The sequence below is a fragment of the Rathayibacter sp. SD072 genome (genome assembly GCF_017355185.1).
GTDB lineage: Bacteria > Actinomycetota > Actinomycetes > Actinomycetales > Microbacteriaceae > Rathayibacter.
In genome coordinates this window covers 50,215-70,715 of the sequence record NZ_JADILJ010000014.1, presented here as the reverse complement: position 1 = coordinate 70,715, position 20,501 = coordinate 50,215, and the positions used below count along the sequence as shown (strand labels likewise).

Here is a 20,501-nt window from a genome sequence, read left to right as displayed (position 1 = left end):
GGCGCGGGAACGCGACCGCTGTCTCCGAGGAGGGGCGGGCGCGGTCTAGGCGCGCGGCGGCGGGCAGCCGGCGATCTCGCCGTGCGCGTTGGTGCCCCACGAGCTCAGCCACCCGTTCGTCCCGGAGGCGCGCTTGGTCAGCAGCAGCCGGTTCGGGAACGCGGCCGCCGCTCGAGCACGGGCGCGCGACGGGGAGGACATCCCTCCGATGCTACCGAGCACGACTGAGCGCCCGCCCTCTTCTGCAGGGGACGGGCGCTCGGACGGTTCGGGGCTACTCCTCGACGACGATGGTGGTGATGACCGGGTTGCGGCGGTGACGACGGGTCAGCCAGCGGCCGAGCGTGCGGGTGATCAGCTTCTCGAGCGCCTCGCGATCGGTCGGCTTGCCGGCGGCCTGGAGCACGGCGTCGTCGATGGCCTTGCTGGCGTTGTCCTGCCAGCCGGGCTCCTCCACGAAGCCGCGGGTGAAGAACTCGACGGGCTCGCCGAGCAGGCCGCGGTCGAGATCGGCGATGGCGAGCACCGTGATGGCGCCCTCCTCCGCCAGCACGCGGCGGTCGATCATGGCGTCCTCGGTGGCGACACCCATCGTGGTGCCGTCGACCAGGATGTGGTCGGCGTCGATCCGGCCGCTCATGCGGGCACGGCCCTTGACGAGGTCGATCGAGACGCCGTCCTCGATGACGAAGACGTTCTTCTCGTCGATGCCGGTGCGCGTCGCGATCGCGGCGTTCGCGGTGAGGTGGCGCCACTCGCCGTGCACGGGCAGCACGTGCGTCGGGCGGAGGATGTTGTAGCAGTAGGCGAGCTCGCCGGCGCTCGCGTGCCCCGAGACGTGCACCTTGGCGTTGCCCTTGTGCACGACGGTCGCGCCCCAGCGGGTGAAGGCGTTGATGATGCGGTAGATCGCGTTCTCGTTGCCGGGGATCAGCGAGCTGGCCAGCAGCACGGTGTCGCCCGGTCCGATGTCGATGATGTGGTCCTTGTTGGCCATGCGCGAGAGCGCGGCCATCGGCTCGCCCTGCGACCCGGTGCAGATCATGACGATCTCGGTCGCGGGGAGCTTCTCGAGCACCTTCATGTCGACGACGAGGCCCGCCGGGATCTTGAGGTAGCCGAGGTCGGCGGCGATGCCCATGTTGCGGACCATCGAGCGGCCGACGAACGCGACCTTGCGGCCGTGGCGGTGCGCGGCGTCGAGGACCTGCTGGATGCGGTGCACGTGGCTCGCGAAGCTCGACACGACGATGCGGCGCGGGGCGGTGCGGAACACCTGGTCGATCGCGGGGGCGAGGTCGCCCTCCGAGATCGCGAAGCCGGGGACGTCGGCGTTGGTGGAGTCGACGAGGAAGAGGTCGACGCCCTCGTCGCCCAGGCGCGCGAAGCCGGGGAGGTCGGTGGTGCGGCCGTCGAGCGGGAACTGGTCCATCTTGAAGTCGCCCGTGTGCAGCACGAGGCCCGCCTCGGTGCGGATCGCGACGGCGAGGCCGTCCGGGATCGAGTGGTTCACGGCGAGGAACTCGAGGTCGAAGACGCCCGCGTCGACGCGGTCGCCCTCCTTGACCGGGCGGGTGCGCGGAGTGATGCGGTGCTCCTGCAGCTTCGCCGAGATCAGCGCGAGCGTGAAGGTCGAGGCGATGATCGGGATGTCGCCCCGCTCCTTGAGCAGGTACGGCACACCGCCGATGTGGTCCTCGTGGCCGTGCGTGAGCACGATCGCCTCGATGTCCTTCAGGCGCGAGCGGATCGCGGCGAAGTCGGGGAGGATCACGTCGATGCCGGGCTGGTTCTCCTCGGGGAAGAGGACGCCGCAGTCGACGATGAGCAGCTTGCCCTTGTGCTCGAAGACGGTCATGTTGCGGCCGATCTCGCCCAGACCTCCCAGAGGGGTGATGCGCAGACCGCCCTTCTCGAGCGGCTTCGGAGCCGCCAGTTCGAGGTGGTGGCGGGCGGGCTTGGCGGTGCGGGCGTTTCGCATGGGTGCTTTCCGGTAGGAGGGGCCGGCGTCGAGCCGGGACGTGCGTGGCATGGGGGCGCACCGGGTCGATCCGGTGCTGCTGCGACCGCCGCTCCGGCTCTGCGGAAGGGCGTCGCTCCGACCGCGAGTGCGTCTGCACAGGAGGTCGGGGACCTCCGCGACGGCGGAGGAGGAGACTGCGGGGCGGGCGTAGCGCGCACCGGCGTCCGCCCTCAGACTACTCGTGCCCTCCGCCGGGCGCGTCGGACGAGCCCTCCCGTTCGCCGCGAGCGCGTCCCCGAGGCGCGTTCTCGAGGCCCGGTGGCGGCCCCGGCCGGCCGCCCCACCGCCTGCAGAGACGAGGCCGGCTGCCCGGATCGAGCCGATCACGGTCGGATCGGGGCGCTCGGCTTCCGTTCTGCGGGTGAGCGTGCACGCAACCGAGGTCAGGAGGGCCCTCACGGCCTCGGAGGGCGCCGTCGGCCCCGTTCGACCTCGGTTGCGAGCAGGTCGCGGTGGGGCCGGAGCCGTCAGCCCAGAGTCTTCGCGAAGCAGAGACTCTCGGGCTCGTCGCCCCAGTAGCCGAAGCCGGGGATCGGCTCGTAGCCCGAGCTCTCGTACAGGGCCACGGCCTCCGGCTGCTGCGTGCCCGTGACCAGGCGGAGCAGCACGACCCCGTGCCGGACGGCGAGGTCCTCGACCGCGGCGAGCAGGAGTCGGCTGAAGCCGCGTCCGCGCGCCGGCTCGGTCACGAACATCCGCTTGATCTCGCCGACCTCGTCCTCGGCGGCGAGCGCCACGCAGCCGACGACCTCGCCGTCGACCAGGAGGAGGAGCGTCGGCGTCGCAGGCCCGGGACGCGGGCCGGGATCGTCGCCGCCGTACCGCCGCATGATCTCGGCCTCCTGCAGGGCGAACAGCGTCAGCGCCACGGGATCGGCGGCCGTGGTCTCGATCAGGCGGGGCTCCTCGGGCACCCCTCGATCGTACGGGCGCGCGGATCGGTGCGAGCATGAGCCGTGCCCTCCTCCACTCCCCCCGTCCGCCTCGAGCGGTCCCGTCTCGTGCTCGGTCCCGACGGGCTCGTGGTCGACGTCCACGACGGAGGCGGCGACGGGCCGGTCGTCCTCCTCCTGCACGGCGTCGGGCTGTCGCACCGCCCCTACCGCCGACTGGCCGCCCACCTGGCGCCGGACGCCCGGGTCGTGGCCCTCGACCTCCCCGGTTTCGGAGCGACGCCCAAGCCGCGCCGATCCGTGCCGGTGGAGGAGTACGCCGGGCTGATCGGGCAGGTCCTCGACCTGCTCGGGGTCGCCTCGTGCGTCGCCGTGGGCCACTCGATGGGCGCGCAGTTCGCCCTCGAGCTCGCCCTGCAACGGGCGGACCTCGTCAGCCACGTCGTCCTCGTGGGCCCCGTCACCGACTCCGCCCACCCCACGGCGCTGCGGCAGACGCTCGTGCTGGCTCGGGACAGCGCGCTCGAGCCGCTGACCACGAACGCGGTGGTCCTCACCGACTACATCCGCACGGGGCCGCGCTGGTACTTCACCGAGGTGGCGGCGATGCTCGCCTACCCGACCCACGAGCGGATCGTCGGGCTCGCCGCTCCGCTGCTCGTCGTGCGGGGGTCGAACGACCCGATCGCCACGGAGGAGTGGTGCTCGCGGCTGATCGCGGCGGCGGGCGGAGGAACGCTCCGCACGGTTCCCGGGCACCGGCACGTGGTCGTGCACACCGCACCGGGCGAGGTCGCGCGCGAGATCCTCGCGCACGCCCGCACCTCCGAGGCCGCCGCCTCCTGACGGCGGCCCCCAGCACCCCGGCCGACGACGGAGCCGCCCGCCCGGGGGGACGGACGGCTCCACCGCTGGACGCCGGGGTGCGCTCAGCGGTCGTCGCGCTCGTGGTTGTGCGAGCCCGACTTGGCGAGGCCGCGGCTGACCAGGTAGCCGACGGTCACGAACGAGACGTACATCCAGGCGTGATCGGCGGTGAAGCCCTGGCCGTCCTCGCCGTTGTCCGTGACGGCGGCCGCGACCAGGATCGCGATCGAGATCACGAGGAAGACGTAGAACTCGGTGGTCTTCAGCGCGCCCTTCGTCTCGGTCGCGACACGGCGGGCGGGGGTGGTGTGTGCGGAGTTGTTCGTCATGGGGAGTCCTTCACGGGGGTGGGGAAGCGGAGCGCCCGGGGTGACGCCCCTCCTCACCGACGGTAGGAACGACGACCGCCTCCCTGTGAGGGGGTTGACTGCTGCCTGTGGAGCACGGCAGACGTGTGACGGATCGAGGGACGCGTCCTCAACGGCGACGCGGTGCGTAGAGCAGACCCGCGCCGATGGACAATCCCCTGGCACGCGAGGCTCGAGCGTCGCAGGGTGGAGAACATGAGAAAGCTGTACTACGCCAGCGGGCACATGCTGGTCGCCGACGTCACGTGCAAGGCCGTCCTCCGCTACGCGCGCGCCCTCGCCGATGTCGGCAAGTCGGACGTCGTCACCGTGCCGGTCATCACCGAGGGCGGGAGCAGCGCCTACGCCCACCTCCTCATCGGACCCGCCAGCCAGCTCTGGTCGACCCCGGTCGAGAACAGCCACGGCGAGGAGCCGGTCGACGAGGCCGTCCTCTCCCACATCGAGGCCGAGACGCAGCGGATGCAGCCGTCGCGCCCCTCCTGGAGCGACGAGATGACGGACATGCCGGACCTCGACTTCCTGAACTACCCCGAGCCCGCCTGACCCGGGACGGTCCCAGGAGGGACCCGGTTGGATGGGCCGGGTGAACACGCTCATCGTCACCGCTCACCCCGATCCGGAATCGCTCACCTCGACGATCGCGCGGAGGATCGCCGCGGCGGTCGGCTCCGTCGAGGTCGCCGACCTGGCCGCCGAGGGCTTCGATCCGCGGTTCTCCGCCGCGGATCGGCACTCCTACCGGGTGGCCGGAGACTTCTCCGAGGACGTCGCCCGCGAGCAGCGGCGGCTCGACGGCGCCGAGCACCTCGTGCTCGTCTTCCCCGTGTACTGGTGGTCGATGCCGGCCCTGCTGAAGGGCTGGATCGACCGCGTCTTCGTCAACGGCTGGGCCTTCTCGATCGACCCGGCCGGAGGGATGCGCCGCCGCCTCGGCGCTCTCACCGTGCACCTCGTGCCGATCGCCGGGGACGACGCCGGCGTCTACGACCGCCACGGCTACGAGCAGGCCCTGCGGACGCAGATCGAGCACGGGATCGTCGACTACTGCGGGGCCGTACGCGGCGTGACGGTCTTCGTCCACGAGTCCGAGCAGGAGGACGACAGCGCACGGCGCGCCGCGGTCGACCGTGCCGTCGAGGCGGTGTCGGAGGCCGTCCGCCGCTGACGCGGTGGCACACTTCGGGGGATGGACGAGGCGCCGCACGACGAGCTCCGCGCGCTGCAGCGCCGGGCCTCCGCGCGCCTCCCCGACCTGGGTCCTGAGGAGTGGGAGCGGCTGCGGGCACTCGAGGGTGGAGCAGCCGCCGCGGCTCCTCCCGAGCCCGTCGGCACGCGCGAACCCGCGGAGCCCCCGCGCGATCCGCAGGGCCCAGGCCCCGACGGCGACCCCCCGGCCGCACTCCTCGACGGCGAACCCCAGCGCCCCGTCCGCCGCCGCATCCCCCTCCTCCGGGCGGCGTCCCTCGTCGCCGCGGCGCTCCTCGGAGCCGGAGTGACGACCTGGGCCGCCGCTCCCGACGACCGCGAGGTGGCGACTCTCCGCCTGGCGCCCGCCGAGGACCTCCCCGGCTGGGGCGGCTCCGAGGACACCCTCGCGTCCGAGGTCTTCCACGGTCTCCGGATGGTGAAGCGGCCCAGCGGCGAGGACGGCGGCTCGTGCCTGTACGTCGTCCCTGCCGAAAGCGACGCGTCCGGGATCGTGTACAGCGGCTGCAGTGCGCGGTCCTTCCCCGCCACGGCGCAGCTCACGGTCTCGCCCTCGCTGCCCTCGGAGCTGCGCGACGCGTTCGGCGACGGGAGCGGGCTCCGCTTCGTCCTCGAGGGCGAGACGGTGCACGTCAGCTCGGACCGGTGAGCCGCGCGTCGGATCGGAGCCCGGTGGTGACGAGGCGGCGCTGCAGAACCTCAGCCAGGAGCAGAGACTGACCGCTGACCGCTGACCGCTGACCGCTGGCAGCCGACAGGCCCCCTCCTCGGCTGATGATGCGAGCGCCGTGTGGATCGCCTCCCCGTGCCCCGTCAACCCGGCGCGACCGTCGGACGTCTCTGATCGGATGGAGGGGACCGCCACCTGGAAAGGACACCTGATCCATGACCGACGTCTCCTCCCAGCCGCCCGCCGAGGGCGATGACCGCAAGGTCCTGACCAACCGTCAGGGCCACCTCGTCTACGACAACCAGAACCAGCGCACGGTCGGAGCCCGCGGCCCGGCCACGCTCGAGAACTACCAGTTCCTCGAGAAGATCAGCCACTTCGACCGCGAGCGGATCCCCGAGCGGGTGGTGCACGCCCGCGGCGCCGTCGCCTTCGGCTACTTCGAGGCGACCGGCACCTGGGGCGACGAGCCGATCTCGCGGTACACCCGCGCGAAGCTGTTCCAGGAGGAGGGGAAGCGCACCGACGTCGCGATCCGCTTCTCGACCGTGATCGGCGGCCGCGACTCCTCGGAGGCCGCGCGCGACCCCCGCGGATTCGCCGTGAAGTTCTACACCGAGGACGGCAACTGGGACCTCGTGGGCAACAACCTCGGCGTCTTCTTCATCCGCGACGCGATCAAGTTCCCCGACGTGATCCACTCGCTCAAGCCCGACCCGGTCACGTTCCGGCAGGAGCCCGCGCGCATCTTCGACTTCATGTCGCAGACGCCGGAGTCGATGCACATGCTGGTCAACCTGTTCAGCCCCCGCGGCATCCCGGCCGACTACCGCCACCAGCAGGGCTTCGGAGTGAACACCTACAAGTGGGTGAACGCCGCGGGCGACACGAAGCTGGTCAAGTACCACTGGATCCCCTCCGTGGGCGTCAGCAGCATGACCGAGGCCGACGCCGCGGTCGTGCAGGGCGGCGACCTCGGCCACGCGTCGAAGGACCTCTACGAGGCCATCGAGCGCGGCGAGCACCCCGAGTGGGAGCTGCGCGTGCAGCTGATGGACGACCACGACCACCCCGAGCTCGACTTCGATCCGCTCGACGACACCAAGGTGTGGCCCGAGAACGAGTTCCCGCCGAAGACCGTCGGGAGGATGGTGCTGAACCGCAACGTCACCAACCACTTCGCCGAGAACGAGCAGCTCTCGTTCGGCACCGGCGTGCTGGTCGACGGCCTCGACTTCTCGGACGACAAGATGCTGGTCGGGCGCACGTTCTCCTACTCCGACACGCAGCGCTACCGCGTGGGCCCGAACTACCTGCAGCTGCCGGTGAACGCGCCGAAGAACGTGCACGTCGCGACCAACCAGCGCGACGGGCAGATGGCGTTCCACCAGGACCACGGCGGCGAGAACCCGCACGTGAACTACGAGCCCTCGATCACCGGCGGGCTGCGCGAGGCGCAGTACCCGACGCACGACGACCAGGGCCCCGAGATCACCGGCCGCCTCACGCGCAAGCGCATCCCTCGCACGAACGACTACAGCCAGGCCGGCCAGCGCTACCTGCTGATGGAGGAGTGGGAGCGCGACGACCTGGTCGCGAACTTCGTCGACCTGATCTCGCAGGCCGCCCGCCCCGTGCAGGAGCGCATGCTCTGGCACTTCTACCTGGTGGAGGACGACCTCGGCCGCCGCGTGGGCGAGGGCCTGGGCATCGCCCTCGACGAAGTGAAGGATCTGCCTCCGCTGCAGTCGCAGACCCTCTCCGAGGACGAGCTCGCCCGCCTCGCGAACCTCGGCCGCAACGGGTCGCGGGACGTCGAGGGCCTCGTCATGACCCACACCGTGCCGAATGCGCGCGCGAACAAGGTCGAGCAGCACGTGCACGAGGAGACGGCGTAGCTCCTGCGGGCCGGAGGGAGCGATCCCTCCGGCCCGTCCGCGTCTCAGCGGAGCGGGAGGCCCGCGATCGCGCCGACGACGGTGATCGCCCCCAGCACGAGGAAGGCCGCCGCTCCCTGCGCGAGGGCGCGGGAGGACCGCCCGTCCCACCGCGGCCGTGCACCGAGGACGAGGGCGAGGAAGGAGCCGGCCGCCCCGGCTCCCACGAGCAGGAACCACCAGACGAACGCGTACTCGGGACGGGCGAGGCAGTCGATCGGGGGATCGTTGAGGCGGAGGAGGAAGCCCCGGTACGTCGCCGTGCAGGCCGCGAAGGCGAGCAGCGACAGCAGGGCTCCCACCGCCCCGAGGATCCCGAAGACGGCGGCGCCGACGACTCCGAGCACCGACAGCACCGAGCCGGCGCGGTCGGCGCCGGTCGCGGTCGGCGGAGTGGTCATGTCGCGACCCTACGGCGGCTCCCCGGTGCTGCGCCTCCCCCGACGGGCCGAGCGGCACCAGGATGGGACCGTGACGACTCCCCGCCGCCCCGACGCCACCGCGGTCGAGCTGATCGGCGGAGTCGAGCCGCTCGAGTTCGCGCTGCACGAGTACGACGAGCGCTGGCCCGAGGTCTTCGAGGAGCACCGCCGGCGCATCCTCGACGTGCTGCCGGACGCGCGGGTCGAGCACATCGGATCGACGGCGGTCCCCGGGCTCGCGGCGAAGCCGATCATCGACCTCGTGGTGGTCGTCGACGACATCACCGCCGAGGAGGACCACCTCGACGCCCTCCTGGCCGCCGGCTACGAGCTGCGGGTGCGCGAGCCGGGTCACCGCCTCGTGCGGACCCCGGCCCGCGACGTGCACGTGCACGTGTACCAGCGGGGCGCCGCGGCGGTCGACGCGTACCTCCTGCTGCGGGACCGCCTCCGCTCGGACCCTGTCGATCGGGCGCTCTACGAGGGCGTCAAGCGCGAGCTGATGCGGAGCCGCTGGGACGACATGAACGCGTACGCCGACGCGAAGACCGCGGTGATCCTCGCGATCCTGGGACGCGCGGATCTCTGAGCCGTCGCGCCCGGGCGAGGCCCCGGACTACCGGCCCCCGCCCCTAGTACGGGATCGGGGTCACGACCACGCAGGGCGTGAAGCCCGGAGCCGTCGCGGTGAGCACGGCTGTCGGGGCGGGTTCCACCCCGGGAGTCCTGTTGCTCGCGAGGAAGTAGAAGAGCTCCGTCTCCTGGTCGGGGGCGAGGCCGGCCGAGTAGCGGAAGGTGAAGGACGTCGACGTGAACCCTCCCGGCGCGTAGTCCCACGACGGTCCCCCTCCGAACCCCTGCCAGGTCCAGCCCTGACCGGCCGTCGGGATGAACAGTGTCAGGGTGTTCGGGTCGATCGCGGAGCCGCTCTCGTTCCGGAAGTAGACCTCCTGGAAGGTCCCGCCCGGCGGGTAGACGGACGGTGCGCCGACCCTCGCGCTGAGCGTCGGCGTCTCGCCGCTGGCCGCCGCGAGCGGACTCCCGACGGCGGTGACGACGACGGGGACCGACCAGGCGGCTGCGGTCACGGTGCGGCGGGAGACTGGGCGCGGTTCGGACATGCCGGAACGGTAGCTCCGGGACGGTGTCCGGCGGCGGACATGTCCGCTAGCGGGTGCGGCCTGCGCGAGGCGGGCGCGGGCTCGTGCTCCTCGGAGGGTCATCGGCGGGTCACCGACGCCTCATCGGAGCCTCAGAGCCGCGGCGGCCAGTGTCGGTCCTGCAGACGACGTCCGAGGAGGACCCCATGACCCGCATCCCCGAGCCCGACCTCACCCCCGAGGGCCCCGCCTACCAGGGGCGGCGCCTCGACCGACCCGGCGAGGAGGTCGTCGATCAGGGGCTGCTCTTCGACGTCGGCACGCTCGTCGGCCGACGGAGGGTGCTGGCGCTGATCGGCGTCGGCGCGGCCACGATGGGGCTCGCGGCGTGCACCACGGGCGCGGGCAGCTCCGCGGAGGGCGGAAGCACCGGCACCTCCTCGGCCGCGACCGGAGGCGGCACCACGACGGCGACCGGCGAGATCCCCGACGAGACGGCCGGCCCGTACCCCGGCGACGGCTCGAACGGAGCCGACGTCCTCGAGAACGCCGGAGTCGTGCGCAGCGACATCCGCTCGAGCATCGACGGCGGAGCGACCGCCGCGGGCGTTCCGATGACGCTGACCCTCACGATCCTCGACTCGGCGAACGGCGACGCGCCGTTCGCGGGCGCGGCGGTCTACGTCTGGCACTGCGACGCCGACGGGAACTACTCGATGTACTCCTCCGGGGTCGAGGACGAGACGTACCTCCGCGGGGTGCAGGTCGCCGACGCGAGCGGCTCCGTCACGTTCACCTCGGTCTTCCCGGCCTGCTACTCCGGTCGCTGGCCCCACATCCACTTCGAGGTCTACCCCGACGTCGCCTCGATCACCGACTCGGCGAACGCGATCGCGACCTCGCAGGTCGCCCTCCCCGCGGACGCCTGCACCGCGGTCTACGCGCTCGACACGTACGCGGGATCGACGGCGAACCTCGCGCAGGTCTCCCTCGAGGACGACAACGTCTTCGGCGACGACGGAGGCGCGCTGCAGCTCGGCACGACGACCGGGGGCGTCGAGTCGGGCTACTCGGTCGCGCTCACGGCGCGGGTCGACACGACGACGACGCCGACCGCGGGGGCGGCGCCCGGCGGCGGCGGGGCGGGTGCTCCGCCGAGCCGCTGACGAGGACGACCGCGAGGCCTCGGCCTCAGGCGAGCTCGGACACGGTGCGCCGGACCACGCGGATCTCGCTGCCGTCCGAGAACAGCTCCGGCGAGCCGGCCCGGATGCGCTCGACGTCGTCGAAGACCGCGCGCAGATGGGAGCGGAGCGCCGACACGGCGCCGTCGCCGTCGCCCCGGCTGATCGCGTCGACCACAGCGGCGTGCTGATCGATGAGGGCGTGGATCGGCCGGGCGTCGACGAGGCTGAGCCGGCGGGCGCGATCCAGGTGCGCCTTCGCGGAGTTGACCGCGTTCCAGGCGCTGCCGTGCCCCGAGAGGTCGAGGAGGCCGCGATGGAAGTCCTCGTCGAGGCGGAAGAAGCGCTCGACGTCCTCCTCGGAGTCGGCCTCGCGCTGCTCGTCGAGGATGTCGCGCAGCACGGCGAGCCCCGCCTGATCGACCTCGCTCCCGGCGCCGACCTGCATCAGCGAAGCGCACTCGATCGCCTCGCGGATGAACTGGGCCTCGGCGACCCGTTCCGGGTCGACGCGCGAGACGAAGCTGCCGCGCTGCGGGAAGATCTGCACGAGGCCCTCCTCGCGCAGCAGGATCAGGCTCTCGCGGACCGGGGTGCGGGAGATGCCGAGCTCGGCGGAGAGCTCGTTCTCCGAGAGCGGGGAGCCGGGCTTGAGATCGAGCGAGATGATGCGCTTGCGCAGGGCGTCGACCGTCCGATCGCGCGCCGAGGCGGTCCTCGTCGCGGGCTCGCTCCGTGTCGCCATCCCTCGAGTGTAATCGTCGTTGACACACTGCCATGGCAGTGCTTGTATGGCAGTCATCGGTCCCCGAGCCCTCGCCGCCGATCCCCGCATGCAAAGGAGCACCGGATGTCCCAGAGATCCACCGCGTCGTCCTCGACGGAGAACCCCGACCAGAAGGGGGTGCGCTCGACGAAGGACCTCGCGAAGGTCGCCGTCTCGGGCTGGCTCGGCACAGCGATGGAGTTCATGGACTTCCAGCTCTACTCGCTGGCCGCCGCCATCGTCTTCAACCGCATCTTCTTCCCGGAGTTCGACCCGGCCGTCGGCCTGATCGCCGCGATGGCCACGTACGGGGTCGGCTACGTCGCCCGCCTCCTCGGTGCGATCTACTTCGGCCGGATGGGCGACCGCATCGGCCGCAAGAAGGTGCTGTTCCTCACGATCGCCCTGATGGGCGTCTCGACCACGCTGATCGGCGTGCTGCCGACCTACCAGCAGGTGGGCCTGCTGGCCCCGATCCTGCTGGTCTTCCTCCGCCTGCTGCAGGGCTTCGGAGCCGGAGCCGAGATCGCCGGCGCGACGGTGATGCTCGCCGAGTACGCCCCGGTCAAGAAGCGCGGACTGATCTCGTCGCTCGTCTCCCTGGGCACCAACTCCGGCACCCTGGGCGCCTCGGCGCTCTGGGCGATCCTGGTCGCGACACTCTCGGACGAGGACCTGATCACCTGGGGCTGGCGTGTGCCGTTCCTCGCGAGCTTCGTGCTCCTCATCCTCGCCGTGTGGATCCGCACCTCGCTGAAGGAGAGCCCGGTCTTCGAGCAGCGCGACGACCTCGTCGACGGCGTGGCACTCACCAAGAAGCAGCTCGCCGAGCAGGCCCTCATCGCCGGCACCGGCAGCATCGAGACCGCCCTGAAGCAGAAGAAGGGCAAGGCGTTCCTGATCGCTCTCGGCCTGCGCTTCGGCCAGGCGGGCAACTCGGGCCTCATCCAGACCTTCCTGATCGGCTACATCGCGACGGTCATGCTCAGCGACAAGTCGATCGGCACGAGCGCGATCGTGATCGGCTCCCTCTGCGGCTTCGTCACGGTGCCCCTGCTCGGGATCCTGGGCGACCGCTTCGGCCGGCGCCCGCTCTACATCGTCTTCACCTCGCTCACGATCCTGTTCGCGATCCCGATGATGCTCATGGTCACCAGCGGCGACCCCGTCCTGATGACGATCGGCATCGTGGTGGGACTGAACATCGGAGTGCTCGCGCTCTTCTCACTCGAGTCCGTCACCATGGCCGAGCTCTTCGGAGCCCGCACCCGCTTCACCCAGCTGGCGCTCGCGAAGGAGATCGGCGGCATCCTCACCACCGCGATCGGCCCGGTGCTGGCCGCCACCCTCACCGCCGTGACAGGGTCCTGGTGGCCCCTCGCCGCGATGGTGATCGGCTACTCCCTCGTCACGCTCGTCTCGGCGGTGCTCAGCCCCGAGGTCCGCGGACGCGACATGGTGCGACTGGAGGACGCGGTATGAGAGCCGTCGTGGTGCACGGGGCGGGCGATCTGCGGATCGACGAGCGTCCCGATCCGATCGCAGGCCCCGGCCAGGTCGTCCTGGCGGTCGAGTGGGGCGGGATCTGCGGATCCGACCTCAGCTACTGGAAGCACGGCTCCTCCGGGACCGCGCGCCTCGTGGATCCGCTCGTGCTCGGCCACGAGTTCGCCGGCCGCATCGCCCAGCTGGGCGAGGGCGTCGAAGGCTGGGAGATCGGGCAGGCGGTCACCGTCCACCCGTCCGAACTCGTCGGCGACCCGGGCCTGCCCGAGCGGATCGCGGGCCGCACCAACCTCCACCCCGCGATCCGCTACTACGGCTCGGCGGCCTTCCACCCGCACGCCGACGGCGGATTCAGCGAGGCGAAGACGGTGCTCGCGCACCAGCTCCGCGCGCTGCCCGACGGAGTCGACACGCGGCACGGCGCCCTCGCCGAACCGCTCGCCGTCGCGATGCACGCGGTCCGCCGCGCAGGCGACGTGCGCGGGCGGGACGTGGTCGTGAACGGAGCCGGACCCATCGGCTCCCTGGTGATCGCGGCCCTCCGCCACGCGGGCGCCGGTCGCATCGTCGCCGCCGACCTGAGCGCGGCGTCGCTCGAGATCGCCCGCCGCATGGGCGCCGACGAGACGCGCGACGTCTCCTCCGGCGACGTCCTCCCCGAGGACTCCGAGCTCGTCTTCGAGGCGTCCGGCGCTCCGGCCGCGCTGGGCTCGGTGCTGCACGCCACGGCGCGCGGCGGCATCGTGGTGCAGGTCGGCAACCTGCCGGGCGCTGCGGCGCCGGCCGCGCTGGGCGACCTCGTCACCCGCGAGATCACGTGGATCGGCAGCTTCCGGTTCGTGGACGAGATCACGGACGCGGTCGCCGCGATGCGCGACGGCCTCGACCTCTCGCCCCTCATGACCCACGAGTTCGACCTGGCCGACGCCGAGGAGGCGCTGCGCACCGCGGCGGACCCCGCGTCGGGCAGCAGCAAGGTGATGCTCCGCCTCGGCGGGCACCGCTCCGAGACCGGGGGAACCCCCGTGAAGAAGGTGGCACCGTGAAGATCACCGACGCCCGAGTGGTCGTCTCCTCCCCCGGGAGGAACTACGTGACGCTCGTCCTCGAGACCGAGGACGGGGTGATCGGAGTCGGGGACGCGACCCTCAACGGCCGCGAGCTCTCGGTCGCGTCCTACCTCGAGGACCACCTCTGCCCCCTCCTGATCGGCCGCGACGCGCGCCGCATCGAGGACACGTGGCAGTACTTCTACAAGGGCGCCTACTGGCGGCGGGGGCCGGTCACCATGACCGCGATCGCGGCCATCGACGTGGCGCTCTGGGACATCAAGGGCAAGGCCGCCGGGATGCCCGTCTACCAGCTCCTCGGCGGAGCCGCCCGCGACGGCGTGATGGTCTACGGCCACGCCAGCGGCTCCACGCTCGACGAGCTCGACGAGGACTTCCAGGAGCACCTCGACCTCGGCTACAAGGCCATCCGCGCCCAGGCCGCGATCCCGGGCCTCGAGAAGACCTACGGCATCGCCCCGGCGGACGGGAAGCTCTACGAGCCCGCGAGCGGGAACGTGCCGCAGGAGGACTCGTGGGAGACGACCGCCTACCTCGACTTCGCGCCGACGATGATGGCGCACCTGCGCGAGGAGTTCGGCTACGGAGTGCACCTGCTGCACGACGTGCACCACCGCCTCTCCCCCATCGAGGCGGGCCGCCTCGGCGCCGCGGTCGAGCCGTACCGGCCCTTCTGGATCGAGGACCCGACCCCGGCCGAGGACCAGTCGGCGTTCCGCCTGATCCGCAGCCACACCACCACCCCCCTCGCCGTGGGCGAGATCTTCAACTCCATCTGGGACTGCCAGCAGCTGATCACGGAGCGGCTGATCGACTACATCCGCACCTCGGTGTCGCACGCCGGCGGCATCACCCACCTGCGCCGGATCTTCTCGCTGGCCGATCTGTACGGCGTGCGCTCCGGATCCCACGGCGCCGGCGACCTGTCGCCGATCGCGATGTCGGCCGCCCTGCACGTCGACCTGAGCATCCCGAACTTCGGGATCCAGGAGTACATGGGCCACCGCGACCCGGTGAACGAGGTGTTCCACTCGAGCTACCGCTTCGACGACGGCTACATGCACCCCGGCGACGCGCCGGGCCTGGGCATCGAGTTCGACGAGGAGGCCGCACGGCGCTTCCCGTACGACCCCAAGTACCTGCCGGTGAACCGCCGGCTCGACGGATCGGTGCACGACTGGTGAGCGCCGTCGACACGACTCCCTCCTTCGACGTCGTCGCGATCGGCGAGGTCCTCGTCGAGGTCGCCACCGAGAGCGCCTTCGGGCACGGCGTCCCCGCGGTGCTCGGGGTCTCGGGCGACGCCCTCAACGTCGCCGCCTCCGCCGCGGCCGCCGGAGCCCGGGTGGGCCTGCTCGCCGTCCTGACCGACGACGAGCTCGGCCGCGCCGTCGCCGACCGGGTGCGCGCCCTCGGCATCTCCACCGACCTGCTCCGCTTCCGCCGCGGCCAGCAGGGCGTGTACCTCGTGCACAGCGACCCCGACGGCGAGCGCGAGTTCTCGTACGCGCGCTCGGGCAGCGTCGGCTCGACGCTCGCGGTCGACGACGTCGACGACGACGTGCTCCGCTCCGCCGGAGCGGTCGTCGCCAGCGGCATCGCCTGCGCGATCTCGGAGTCCTCCCGCTCGCTCGTGCTGCACGCCGCCGAGATCTCGCGGCGGTTCGTCTACGACCCGAACCACCGGCCCCGGCTCATCGACGCCGCCGACGCCGCGGCCGACCTGCGGAGGATCGCCGCCTCGGCCGCGCTCATCACCCCCTCCTTCCCCGGCGAGACCACGGCGCTGCTCGACGCCGCCACCGCGGCCGAGGCCGCCCGCGCACTGCTCGATCTCGGCGCGGGCGTCGTCGCCGTCACCTGCGGCTCGAAGGGCGTCCACGTCGAGACGGCCGGCGAGTCGTTCTGGGTCGACGCCGTCCCCGCTCCGCTCGTCGTCGACCAGACGGGCGCCGGCGACGCCTTCGTGGGCACCCTCACCGCCCGCACCGTCCTCGGCGACCCGCTCGTCGTGGCCACCGCACTCGCCGCGGCCGCCGCATCCCTCGTCGTCGGGGGCCGCGGCGGGACCGGCCTCGTACCGACCCTCGAGCAGACCAGGGCGCACGCGGGGGCGAGGGCATGACGCGCCTCTCCCTCGCGGCCCTGTCCGCCGCGGGCCTGCGCCCCTCGATCCCGCGCGAGCGGATCGAACCGGGGATCGTCCACCTGGGCCTCGGTGCCTTCGCCCGCGCCCACACCGCGGTCTTCACCGAGGACGCCGCGCTCCGGACCGGGGACACGCGGTGGGGGATCACCGGAGTGACGCAGACCTCCGACACCGTCGTGCGCCAGCTGTCACCGCAGGACGGGCTCTACACGGTCGTCGAGCGCGGCGAGGGGTCCCGGCCCCCTCGGATCGTCTCCTCCGTCACCGGCGTCCTCGCCGGTCGGAGCGACTCCGCGGCGGTCGTCGACCGCATCGCCGATCCGAGGACGGCGGTCGTCACGCTGACCGTGACCGAGAAGGGCTATCGGATCCGCCCCGAGACGGGCGGGCTCGACACCGACGACCCGGACGTGCGCGCCGACCTCTCGGGACTCCCGCCGGTCACCGCCGTGGGGCAGATCGCCCGCGGGCTGCAGGCGCGGCTCCTCGACGACGTCGGACCCGTCTCGGTCGTGTCCTGCGACAACCTGCCGGCGAACGGCGCCCTCACGCGCGCCCTCGTCCTCGACTTCGCCGCGGCGCTCCCGTCCGTCGAGTCGGCGCCGCTGCACGAGTGGATCGCGGACAACGTGCGATTCCCGAGCACGATGGTCGACCGGATGGTCCCCGCCACGACCGCAGCCGATCTCGACGCGATCGAGCAGGGGACGGGCCTCCGCGACGAGGGCGGCGTGGTCGCCGAGCCGTTCGGCCAGTGGGTGCTCGAGAACGACTTCGCCGCCGACCGCCCCGCCTGGGAGTCGGCCGGCGCGCTCCTCACGAGCGACGTCGAGCCGTGGGAGTCGGCCAAGCTGCGACTGCTCAACGCCAGTCACTCGCTCCTCGCCTACCTCGGGCTCGCCGCCGGTCTGACGACGATCGCCGAGACGGTCGACGACCCCGCCTTCCGCCGAGCCGCGCAGAGCATGATGGCCGACGACGCGCTGCCGACCATCGCCCTCCCGACCGGGCTCGACGGCCCGGACTACTCGGAGTCGGTGCTGCGGCGCTTCGCGAACCCCGCTCTCGGGCACACGACGGCCAAGGTCGCGTCCGACGGATCGCAGAAGGTCCCGCTGCGGCTGCTGAGCACCGTCCGGGCGTCGCTCGCCGCCGGTCGCGAACCGCGCTGGGCGGCCCTCGGCGTCGCCGCATGGCTCCACCACGTGGCGACCGCCACCGAGATCGCCGACCCCTGGGCGGCGGAGCTCAGAGCGCTCCTGCCCGACGACCGCTCGTCGACGGCGGTCGTCCCGGCGCTGCTGCGCTACCGGAAGGTCTTCGGACCCGACCTCGCCGAGAACCCCGTCCTCACCGCCCTGCTCACCGACTGGTACCGGATCCTCGATCGGCACGGCGCCCGAGGCATCAGAGAAGAGATCACCGCATGACCACAGAACTGGACGTGATGCGGGTGTCCCCCGTCATCCCCGTCGTCACCCTCCTGGACCCCGAGGACGCCGTCCCCGTCGCGCGGGCGCTGCTCGCGGGCGGAGTGGGTCTGATCGAGCTCACCCTCCGCACCCCTTCCGCCCTCGAGTCGCTGGCTCTGATCGCGGCGGACGTGCCCGACATGCTCCTCGGCGCCGGCACGGTCCTCTCGGCCGACCAGGCCGACGCCGCGGTGGCGGCGGGCGCGCAGTTCCTCGTGAGCCCGGGGCTCACTCGGTCGCTGCACCGCCACTTCCGCTCGCTCGGCGTCCCGGTGCTGCCCGGGGTCTCGACCGTGGGCGAGGTGATGACGGCCCTGGAGGAGGGCGCGACCGAGCTCAAGTTCTTCCCGGCGGGTCCCGCCGGCGGACCGGCCTACCTCGCCGCCCTCGGCGGCCCCATCCCGCACGCGACCTTCTGCCCCACGGGCGGGATCTCGGTCGGGAACGCCGCCGACTACCTCGCGCTGCCGAACGTGGCGTGCGTCGGAGGGAGCTGGCTCACTCCGCAGTCGGCGATCGACGACCAGGACTGGGCGCGGATCACGGCGCTCAGCGCGGCGACGACGGCGCTCGCTCCGAGCGCCTCCGTCGGCTAGCCGCGCAGCACCTCCGGGTAGAGCACCTCGATCGGAGCGGCCAGGCCCGCCTTGACCTGGGCGCTGAGCTCGTCGGCCACGATCTCGAAGGCGCCGTTCTCGACGCCGTCGAGCACCGCGCGGACGAGGTCGGCGGGCGACATCTTGGGGTCGTCGCTGTGGGCCGCCATCGCCGTGTCGACGTAGCCGACGTGGACGCCCGTGACCAGGACCCCGCGAGGGGCGAGCTCGAGGCGCAGGGAGTTCGTGGCGGACCAGAGCGCCGCCTTCGACGCGCTGTACGGGCCGCCGAACGCGTACCAGCTCGCGACCGAGTGCATGTCGATCAGCACCGCGTCCGGAGCGACCGCCAGCATCGGGGCGAACGCCCGCGCGACCATCAGCGGAGCGAAGAAGTTGATCTCCATCGTCCGCCGCAGATCCTCCTCGACGACTTCGAGGATGCTCGCCGTGGCCGGCAGCCCGCCCGCGTTGTTGATCAGCACCGTGACGTCGGAGGCCGCGGCGACCGCGGCGGCGAGGGAGGCCGGGTCGGTGACGTCGAGGGTGAGTGGGACGACGCGGTCGTCGTCCCACTCGCGAGGCGTGCGCGCGGAGGCGTAGACCTTCGCGGCGCCTCGGGCGAGCGCCGCGTGCACGTACGCCGAGCCGATGCCGCCGTTCGCTCCGGTGACGAGGACGACGGACTGGGAGAGGGACGGCACGGGTTCCTTCTTTCCTGTGAGGGTGAGTGGGGGGTGAGGTCTAGGACTGAGCGGGGAGGTTCGGCCGCAGTGCGGCTGCGAGCACGCGGTCGAGGAGGCGGTCCGGCAGGATCCGGGCCAGGCGCGTGAGCACCGCGGCGTCGCGACCGATCGTGTAGCGCGTCTTCGGCCTGGCGTCCGTGGCCGCGGCGGCGATGACGCGAGCCGCCTGGGAGGCGTCGCGACCGGTGCGGAGGAATCCCTCGGACTGGGCGAGGATCGCGTGCATCAGGCCGCCGTACCGCCGCTCCTGGTCCGGGGTCATCCCGCCGGCCAGCTGGCGCGCCGTGACGCCTCCGCGGCCGACCATCTCGGTCCTGACCGCTCCGGGCTCGACGATCGCCACGGTGACGCCGTGCGGCGCGACCTCTCGGCGGAGCGCATCGCTGACCGCCTCGAGGGCGAACTTCGACCCGGAGTAGGCGCCGTAGGTCGGCTGCGCGAGCCGACCGCCGAGGGAGCTCATCATGACGACGCGTCCGCGGCTGCGCAGCAGCGCCGGCAGCAGCGCCTGGGTCACCTCGATGTGCCCGAAGAAGTTCACGTCGAACTGCCGACGCCACTCCGCCATCGGGAGCACCTCGACCGGGGCGTTGACGGCGATGCCCGCGTTGTTGATCAGGGCGCGGAGGGGGCGGCCGTCCGCCTCGACGAGGCTCGCGAGGTCGGCGATCTGCTCGGGCACGGTGATGTCGAGGATCACGGGGCGGATCCGCGCAGATGCCAGCTCCTCCCCGTCGGCCTCGCGGCGGACGCCGGCGAGGACGTGGTGGCCGCGAGCGGCCAGTTCGCGGACGGTCGCCGCCCCCATTCCGGTGGAGGCGCCGGTGACGATGATGAGCTCTGATTCAGGTGACGATGTCATCTCAACAAGGTAGCACCTCGGTTGACGTTGTCAACTGTAGAATGGCGGAATGGTCAGTCGTCTCGAAAGCGCCGCTGCGACCCGTCGCGCCCTGCTCGATGCCGCCCGCGAGCTCCTCGTCGAGGGCGGACCGCAGAACGTCACTCTTCGCGAGGTGGGCGCGCGGGCCGAGGTCTCCCGCGGAGCGGCGTACCGCCACTTCGCCGACAAGGAGAGCCTCCTGGCCGCGGTCGGCGCCGAGAGCTGGGACAGGATCACCGCCGATCTGGAGGCCCTCGCTCCGGCCGGTCCGGGCGGCGGGGCGGCGCTCCTCCACTCGGCCCTCGAGGCGCTCCTCGCCGTCGGCCAGCACGAGCCCGAGGTGTTCCGCATGATGTTCACGCTGCCCTCCGGGGATCCCACCTCGGCGATCGAGGCCGCCGGACGGGCCCAGGCCGAGTTCCTCCGCATCGTCGGGAGCGTCGTCGGCGACGAGCGCGCCGACCTCTTCGGAGCGATGCTGCTGACCAGCGCCCACGGCGTCGCGAGCATGCACGCGAGCGGGCACCTCTCGCCGCAGATGTGGCGGACGACGCCGGAGGAGCTGGTGACGGCGCTGGTCGCCCTCGTCGCCGACCAGCGGTGACGAGGGCGACCCCCGTCCTCGGCGCACCGGGAGGAC

At 72.2% G+C, this 20,501-nt stretch carries 23 protein-coding genes; 14 read left to right on the top strand and 9 right to left on the bottom strand.

Going from position 1 to position 20,501, the window contains the following annotated elements; genetic code table 11:
- Window positions 1-45 precede the first annotated feature (45 nt).
- The 3 genes from IOC53_RS07925 to IOC53_RS07915 all read right to left on the bottom strand — a co-directional run bounded on the left by IOC53_RS07925 (window position 46) and on the right by IOC53_RS07915 (window position 2,937).
- The gene (locus IOC53_RS07925; protein WP_170116319.1) at window positions 46-201 is read right to left on the bottom strand and encodes a hypothetical protein; all 156 of its coding nucleotides are present in this window, start codon (window positions 199-201) and stop codon (window positions 46-48) included.
- Window positions 202-274: 73 nt separating this feature from the next.
- Window positions 275-1,981, bottom strand: coding sequence for a ribonuclease J (locus IOC53_RS07920; RefSeq protein WP_207404340.1), 1,707 nt, complete (start codon window positions 1,979-1,981; stop codon window positions 275-277).
- Window positions 1,982-2,490: 509 nt separating this feature from the next.
- A complete protein-coding gene (locus IOC53_RS07915; protein WP_307786108.1) occupies window positions 2,491-2,937 on the bottom strand; it encodes a GNAT family N-acetyltransferase in 447 nt (148 codons plus the stop codon).
- 42 nt (window positions 2,938-2,979) lie between these two features.
- On the opposite strand from IOC53_RS07915, the gene IOC53_RS07910 reads away from it, so the two are divergent.
- Window positions 2,980-3,762: an alpha/beta fold hydrolase gene (locus IOC53_RS07910; protein ID WP_207404337.1), complete on the top strand. Its 783-nt coding sequence runs from the start codon at window positions 2,980-2,982 to the stop codon at window positions 3,760-3,762.
- Between the two features lie 83 nt (window positions 3,763-3,845).
- On the opposite strand, the gene IOC53_RS07905 is transcribed toward IOC53_RS07910, so the two are convergent.
- The gene (locus IOC53_RS07905) at window positions 3,846-4,112 is read right to left on the bottom strand and encodes a hypothetical protein (RefSeq protein ID WP_207404326.1); all 267 of its coding nucleotides are present in this window, start codon (window positions 4,110-4,112) and stop codon (window positions 3,846-3,848) included.
- Window positions 4,113-4,346: 234 nt separating this feature from the next.
- Between IOC53_RS07905 and IOC53_RS07900 the strand changes: the two genes are divergently transcribed.
- The 4 genes from IOC53_RS07900 (at window position 4,347) to IOC53_RS07885 (ending at window position 7,928) form a co-directional block, all read left to right on the top strand.
- Window positions 4,347-4,697 carry a hypothetical protein gene (locus IOC53_RS07900; RefSeq protein ID WP_207404322.1) on the top strand — a complete coding sequence of 117 codons (351 nt, stop codon included), beginning with the start codon at window positions 4,347-4,349 and terminating at the stop codon, window positions 4,695-4,697.
- Between the two features lie 40 nt (window positions 4,698-4,737).
- The gene (locus IOC53_RS07895) at window positions 4,738-5,319 is read left to right on the top strand and encodes an NAD(P)H-dependent oxidoreductase (protein WP_207404318.1); all 582 of its coding nucleotides are present in this window, start codon (window positions 4,738-4,740) and stop codon (window positions 5,317-5,319) included.
- Window positions 5,320-5,340: 21 nt separating this feature from the next.
- Window positions 5,341-6,009, top strand: a complete 669-nt coding sequence (locus tag IOC53_RS07890; protein WP_207404315.1) for a hypothetical protein — start codon at window positions 5,341-5,343, stop codon at window positions 6,007-6,009.
- Between the two features lie 236 nt (window positions 6,010-6,245).
- Window positions 6,246-7,928, top strand: a complete 1,683-nt coding sequence (locus IOC53_RS07885; RefSeq protein WP_207404312.1) for a catalase — start codon at window positions 6,246-6,248, stop codon at window positions 7,926-7,928.
- 44 nt (window positions 7,929-7,972) lie between these two features.
- Here the strand turns inward: IOC53_RS07885 and IOC53_RS07880 are convergent, their stop codons facing one another.
- A complete protein-coding gene (locus IOC53_RS07880; RefSeq protein WP_207404308.1) occupies window positions 7,973-8,368 on the bottom strand; it encodes a hypothetical protein in 396 nt (131 codons plus the stop codon).
- A 70-nt stretch (window positions 8,369-8,438) separates the two neighbouring features.
- On the opposite strand from IOC53_RS07880, the gene IOC53_RS07875 reads away from it, so the two are divergent.
- On the top strand, window positions 8,439-8,978 hold the full coding sequence (locus IOC53_RS07875) for a GrpB family protein (protein WP_307786107.1): 540 nt from the start codon (window positions 8,439-8,441) through the stop codon (window positions 8,976-8,978).
- A gap of 43 nt (window positions 8,979-9,021) precedes the next feature.
- Here the strand turns inward: IOC53_RS07875 and IOC53_RS07870 are convergent, their stop codons facing one another.
- Window positions 9,022-9,510 carry a hypothetical protein gene (locus IOC53_RS07870; RefSeq protein ID WP_207404302.1) on the bottom strand — a complete coding sequence of 163 codons (489 nt, stop codon included), beginning with the start codon at window positions 9,508-9,510 and terminating at the stop codon, window positions 9,022-9,024.
- Window positions 9,511-9,695: 185 nt separating this feature from the next.
- On the opposite strand from IOC53_RS07870, the gene IOC53_RS07865 reads away from it, so the two are divergent.
- Window positions 9,696-10,655 (top strand): intradiol ring-cleavage dioxygenase, encoded by a 960-nt coding sequence (locus tag IOC53_RS07865; RefSeq protein WP_207404298.1) that lies wholly within the window; start codon window positions 9,696-9,698, stop codon window positions 10,653-10,655.
- A 25-nt stretch (window positions 10,656-10,680) separates the two neighbouring features.
- Here the strand turns inward: IOC53_RS07865 and IOC53_RS07860 are convergent, their stop codons facing one another.
- On the bottom strand, window positions 10,681-11,418 hold the full coding sequence (locus IOC53_RS07860; RefSeq protein WP_207404294.1) for a GntR family transcriptional regulator: 738 nt from the start codon (window positions 11,416-11,418) through the stop codon (window positions 10,681-10,683).
- 105 nt (window positions 11,419-11,523) lie between these two features.
- On the opposite strand from IOC53_RS07860, the gene IOC53_RS07855 reads away from it, so the two are divergent.
- From IOC53_RS07855 to eda, 6 genes are read left to right on the top strand one after another with little or no spacing between them, the layout of a single operon-like run.
- A complete protein-coding gene (locus IOC53_RS07855; RefSeq protein WP_207404290.1) occupies window positions 11,524-12,921 on the top strand; it encodes an MFS transporter in 1,398 nt (465 codons plus the stop codon).
- Window positions 12,918-13,991: an L-idonate 5-dehydrogenase gene (locus IOC53_RS07850; RefSeq protein WP_207404267.1), complete on the top strand. Its 1,074-nt coding sequence runs from the start codon at window positions 12,918-12,920 to the stop codon at window positions 13,989-13,991. Before IOC53_RS07855 ends, IOC53_RS07850 begins: the two co-directional genes overlap by 4 nt.
- The gene (manD, locus tag IOC53_RS07845; protein ID WP_207404264.1) at window positions 13,988-15,199 is read left to right on the top strand and encodes a D-mannonate dehydratase ManD; all 1,212 of its coding nucleotides are present in this window, start codon (window positions 13,988-13,990) and stop codon (window positions 15,197-15,199) included. Before IOC53_RS07850 ends, manD begins: the two co-directional genes overlap by 4 nt.
- Window positions 15,196-16,140 (top strand): PfkB family carbohydrate kinase, encoded by a 945-nt coding sequence (locus IOC53_RS07840; RefSeq protein WP_307786106.1) that lies wholly within the window; start codon window positions 15,196-15,198, stop codon window positions 16,138-16,140. Before manD ends, IOC53_RS07840 begins: the two co-directional genes overlap by 4 nt.
- Window positions 16,137-17,594, top strand: coding sequence for a mannitol dehydrogenase family protein (locus tag IOC53_RS07835; RefSeq protein ID WP_207404261.1), 1,458 nt, complete (start codon window positions 16,137-16,139; stop codon window positions 17,592-17,594). Before IOC53_RS07840 ends, IOC53_RS07835 begins: the two co-directional genes overlap by 4 nt.
- The gene (eda, locus tag IOC53_RS07830) at window positions 17,591-18,232 is read left to right on the top strand and encodes a bifunctional 4-hydroxy-2-oxoglutarate aldolase/2-dehydro-3-deoxy-phosphogluconate aldolase (RefSeq protein WP_207404257.1); all 642 of its coding nucleotides are present in this window, start codon (window positions 17,591-17,593) and stop codon (window positions 18,230-18,232) included. Before IOC53_RS07835 ends, eda begins: the two co-directional genes overlap by 4 nt.
- Here the strand turns inward: eda and IOC53_RS07825 are convergent.
- Both IOC53_RS07825 and IOC53_RS07820 read right to left on the bottom strand, forming a co-directional pair.
- Window positions 18,229-18,936, bottom strand: coding sequence for an SDR family oxidoreductase (locus IOC53_RS07825; protein WP_207404253.1), 708 nt, complete (start codon window positions 18,934-18,936; stop codon window positions 18,229-18,231). The genes eda and IOC53_RS07825 overlap by 4 nt on opposite strands.
- A 40-nt stretch (window positions 18,937-18,976) precedes the next feature.
- The gene (locus IOC53_RS07820; RefSeq protein WP_207404249.1) at window positions 18,977-19,840 is read right to left on the bottom strand and encodes an SDR family NAD(P)-dependent oxidoreductase; all 864 of its coding nucleotides are present in this window, start codon (window positions 19,838-19,840) and stop codon (window positions 18,977-18,979) included.
- Between the two features lie 49 nt (window positions 19,841-19,889).
- Between IOC53_RS07820 and IOC53_RS07815 the strand changes: the two genes are divergently transcribed.
- Window positions 19,890-20,465 (top strand): TetR/AcrR family transcriptional regulator, encoded by a 576-nt coding sequence (locus IOC53_RS07815; protein WP_207404237.1) that lies wholly within the window; start codon window positions 19,890-19,892, stop codon window positions 20,463-20,465.
- The last annotated feature ends 36 nt before the right edge of the window (window positions 20,466-20,501 follow it).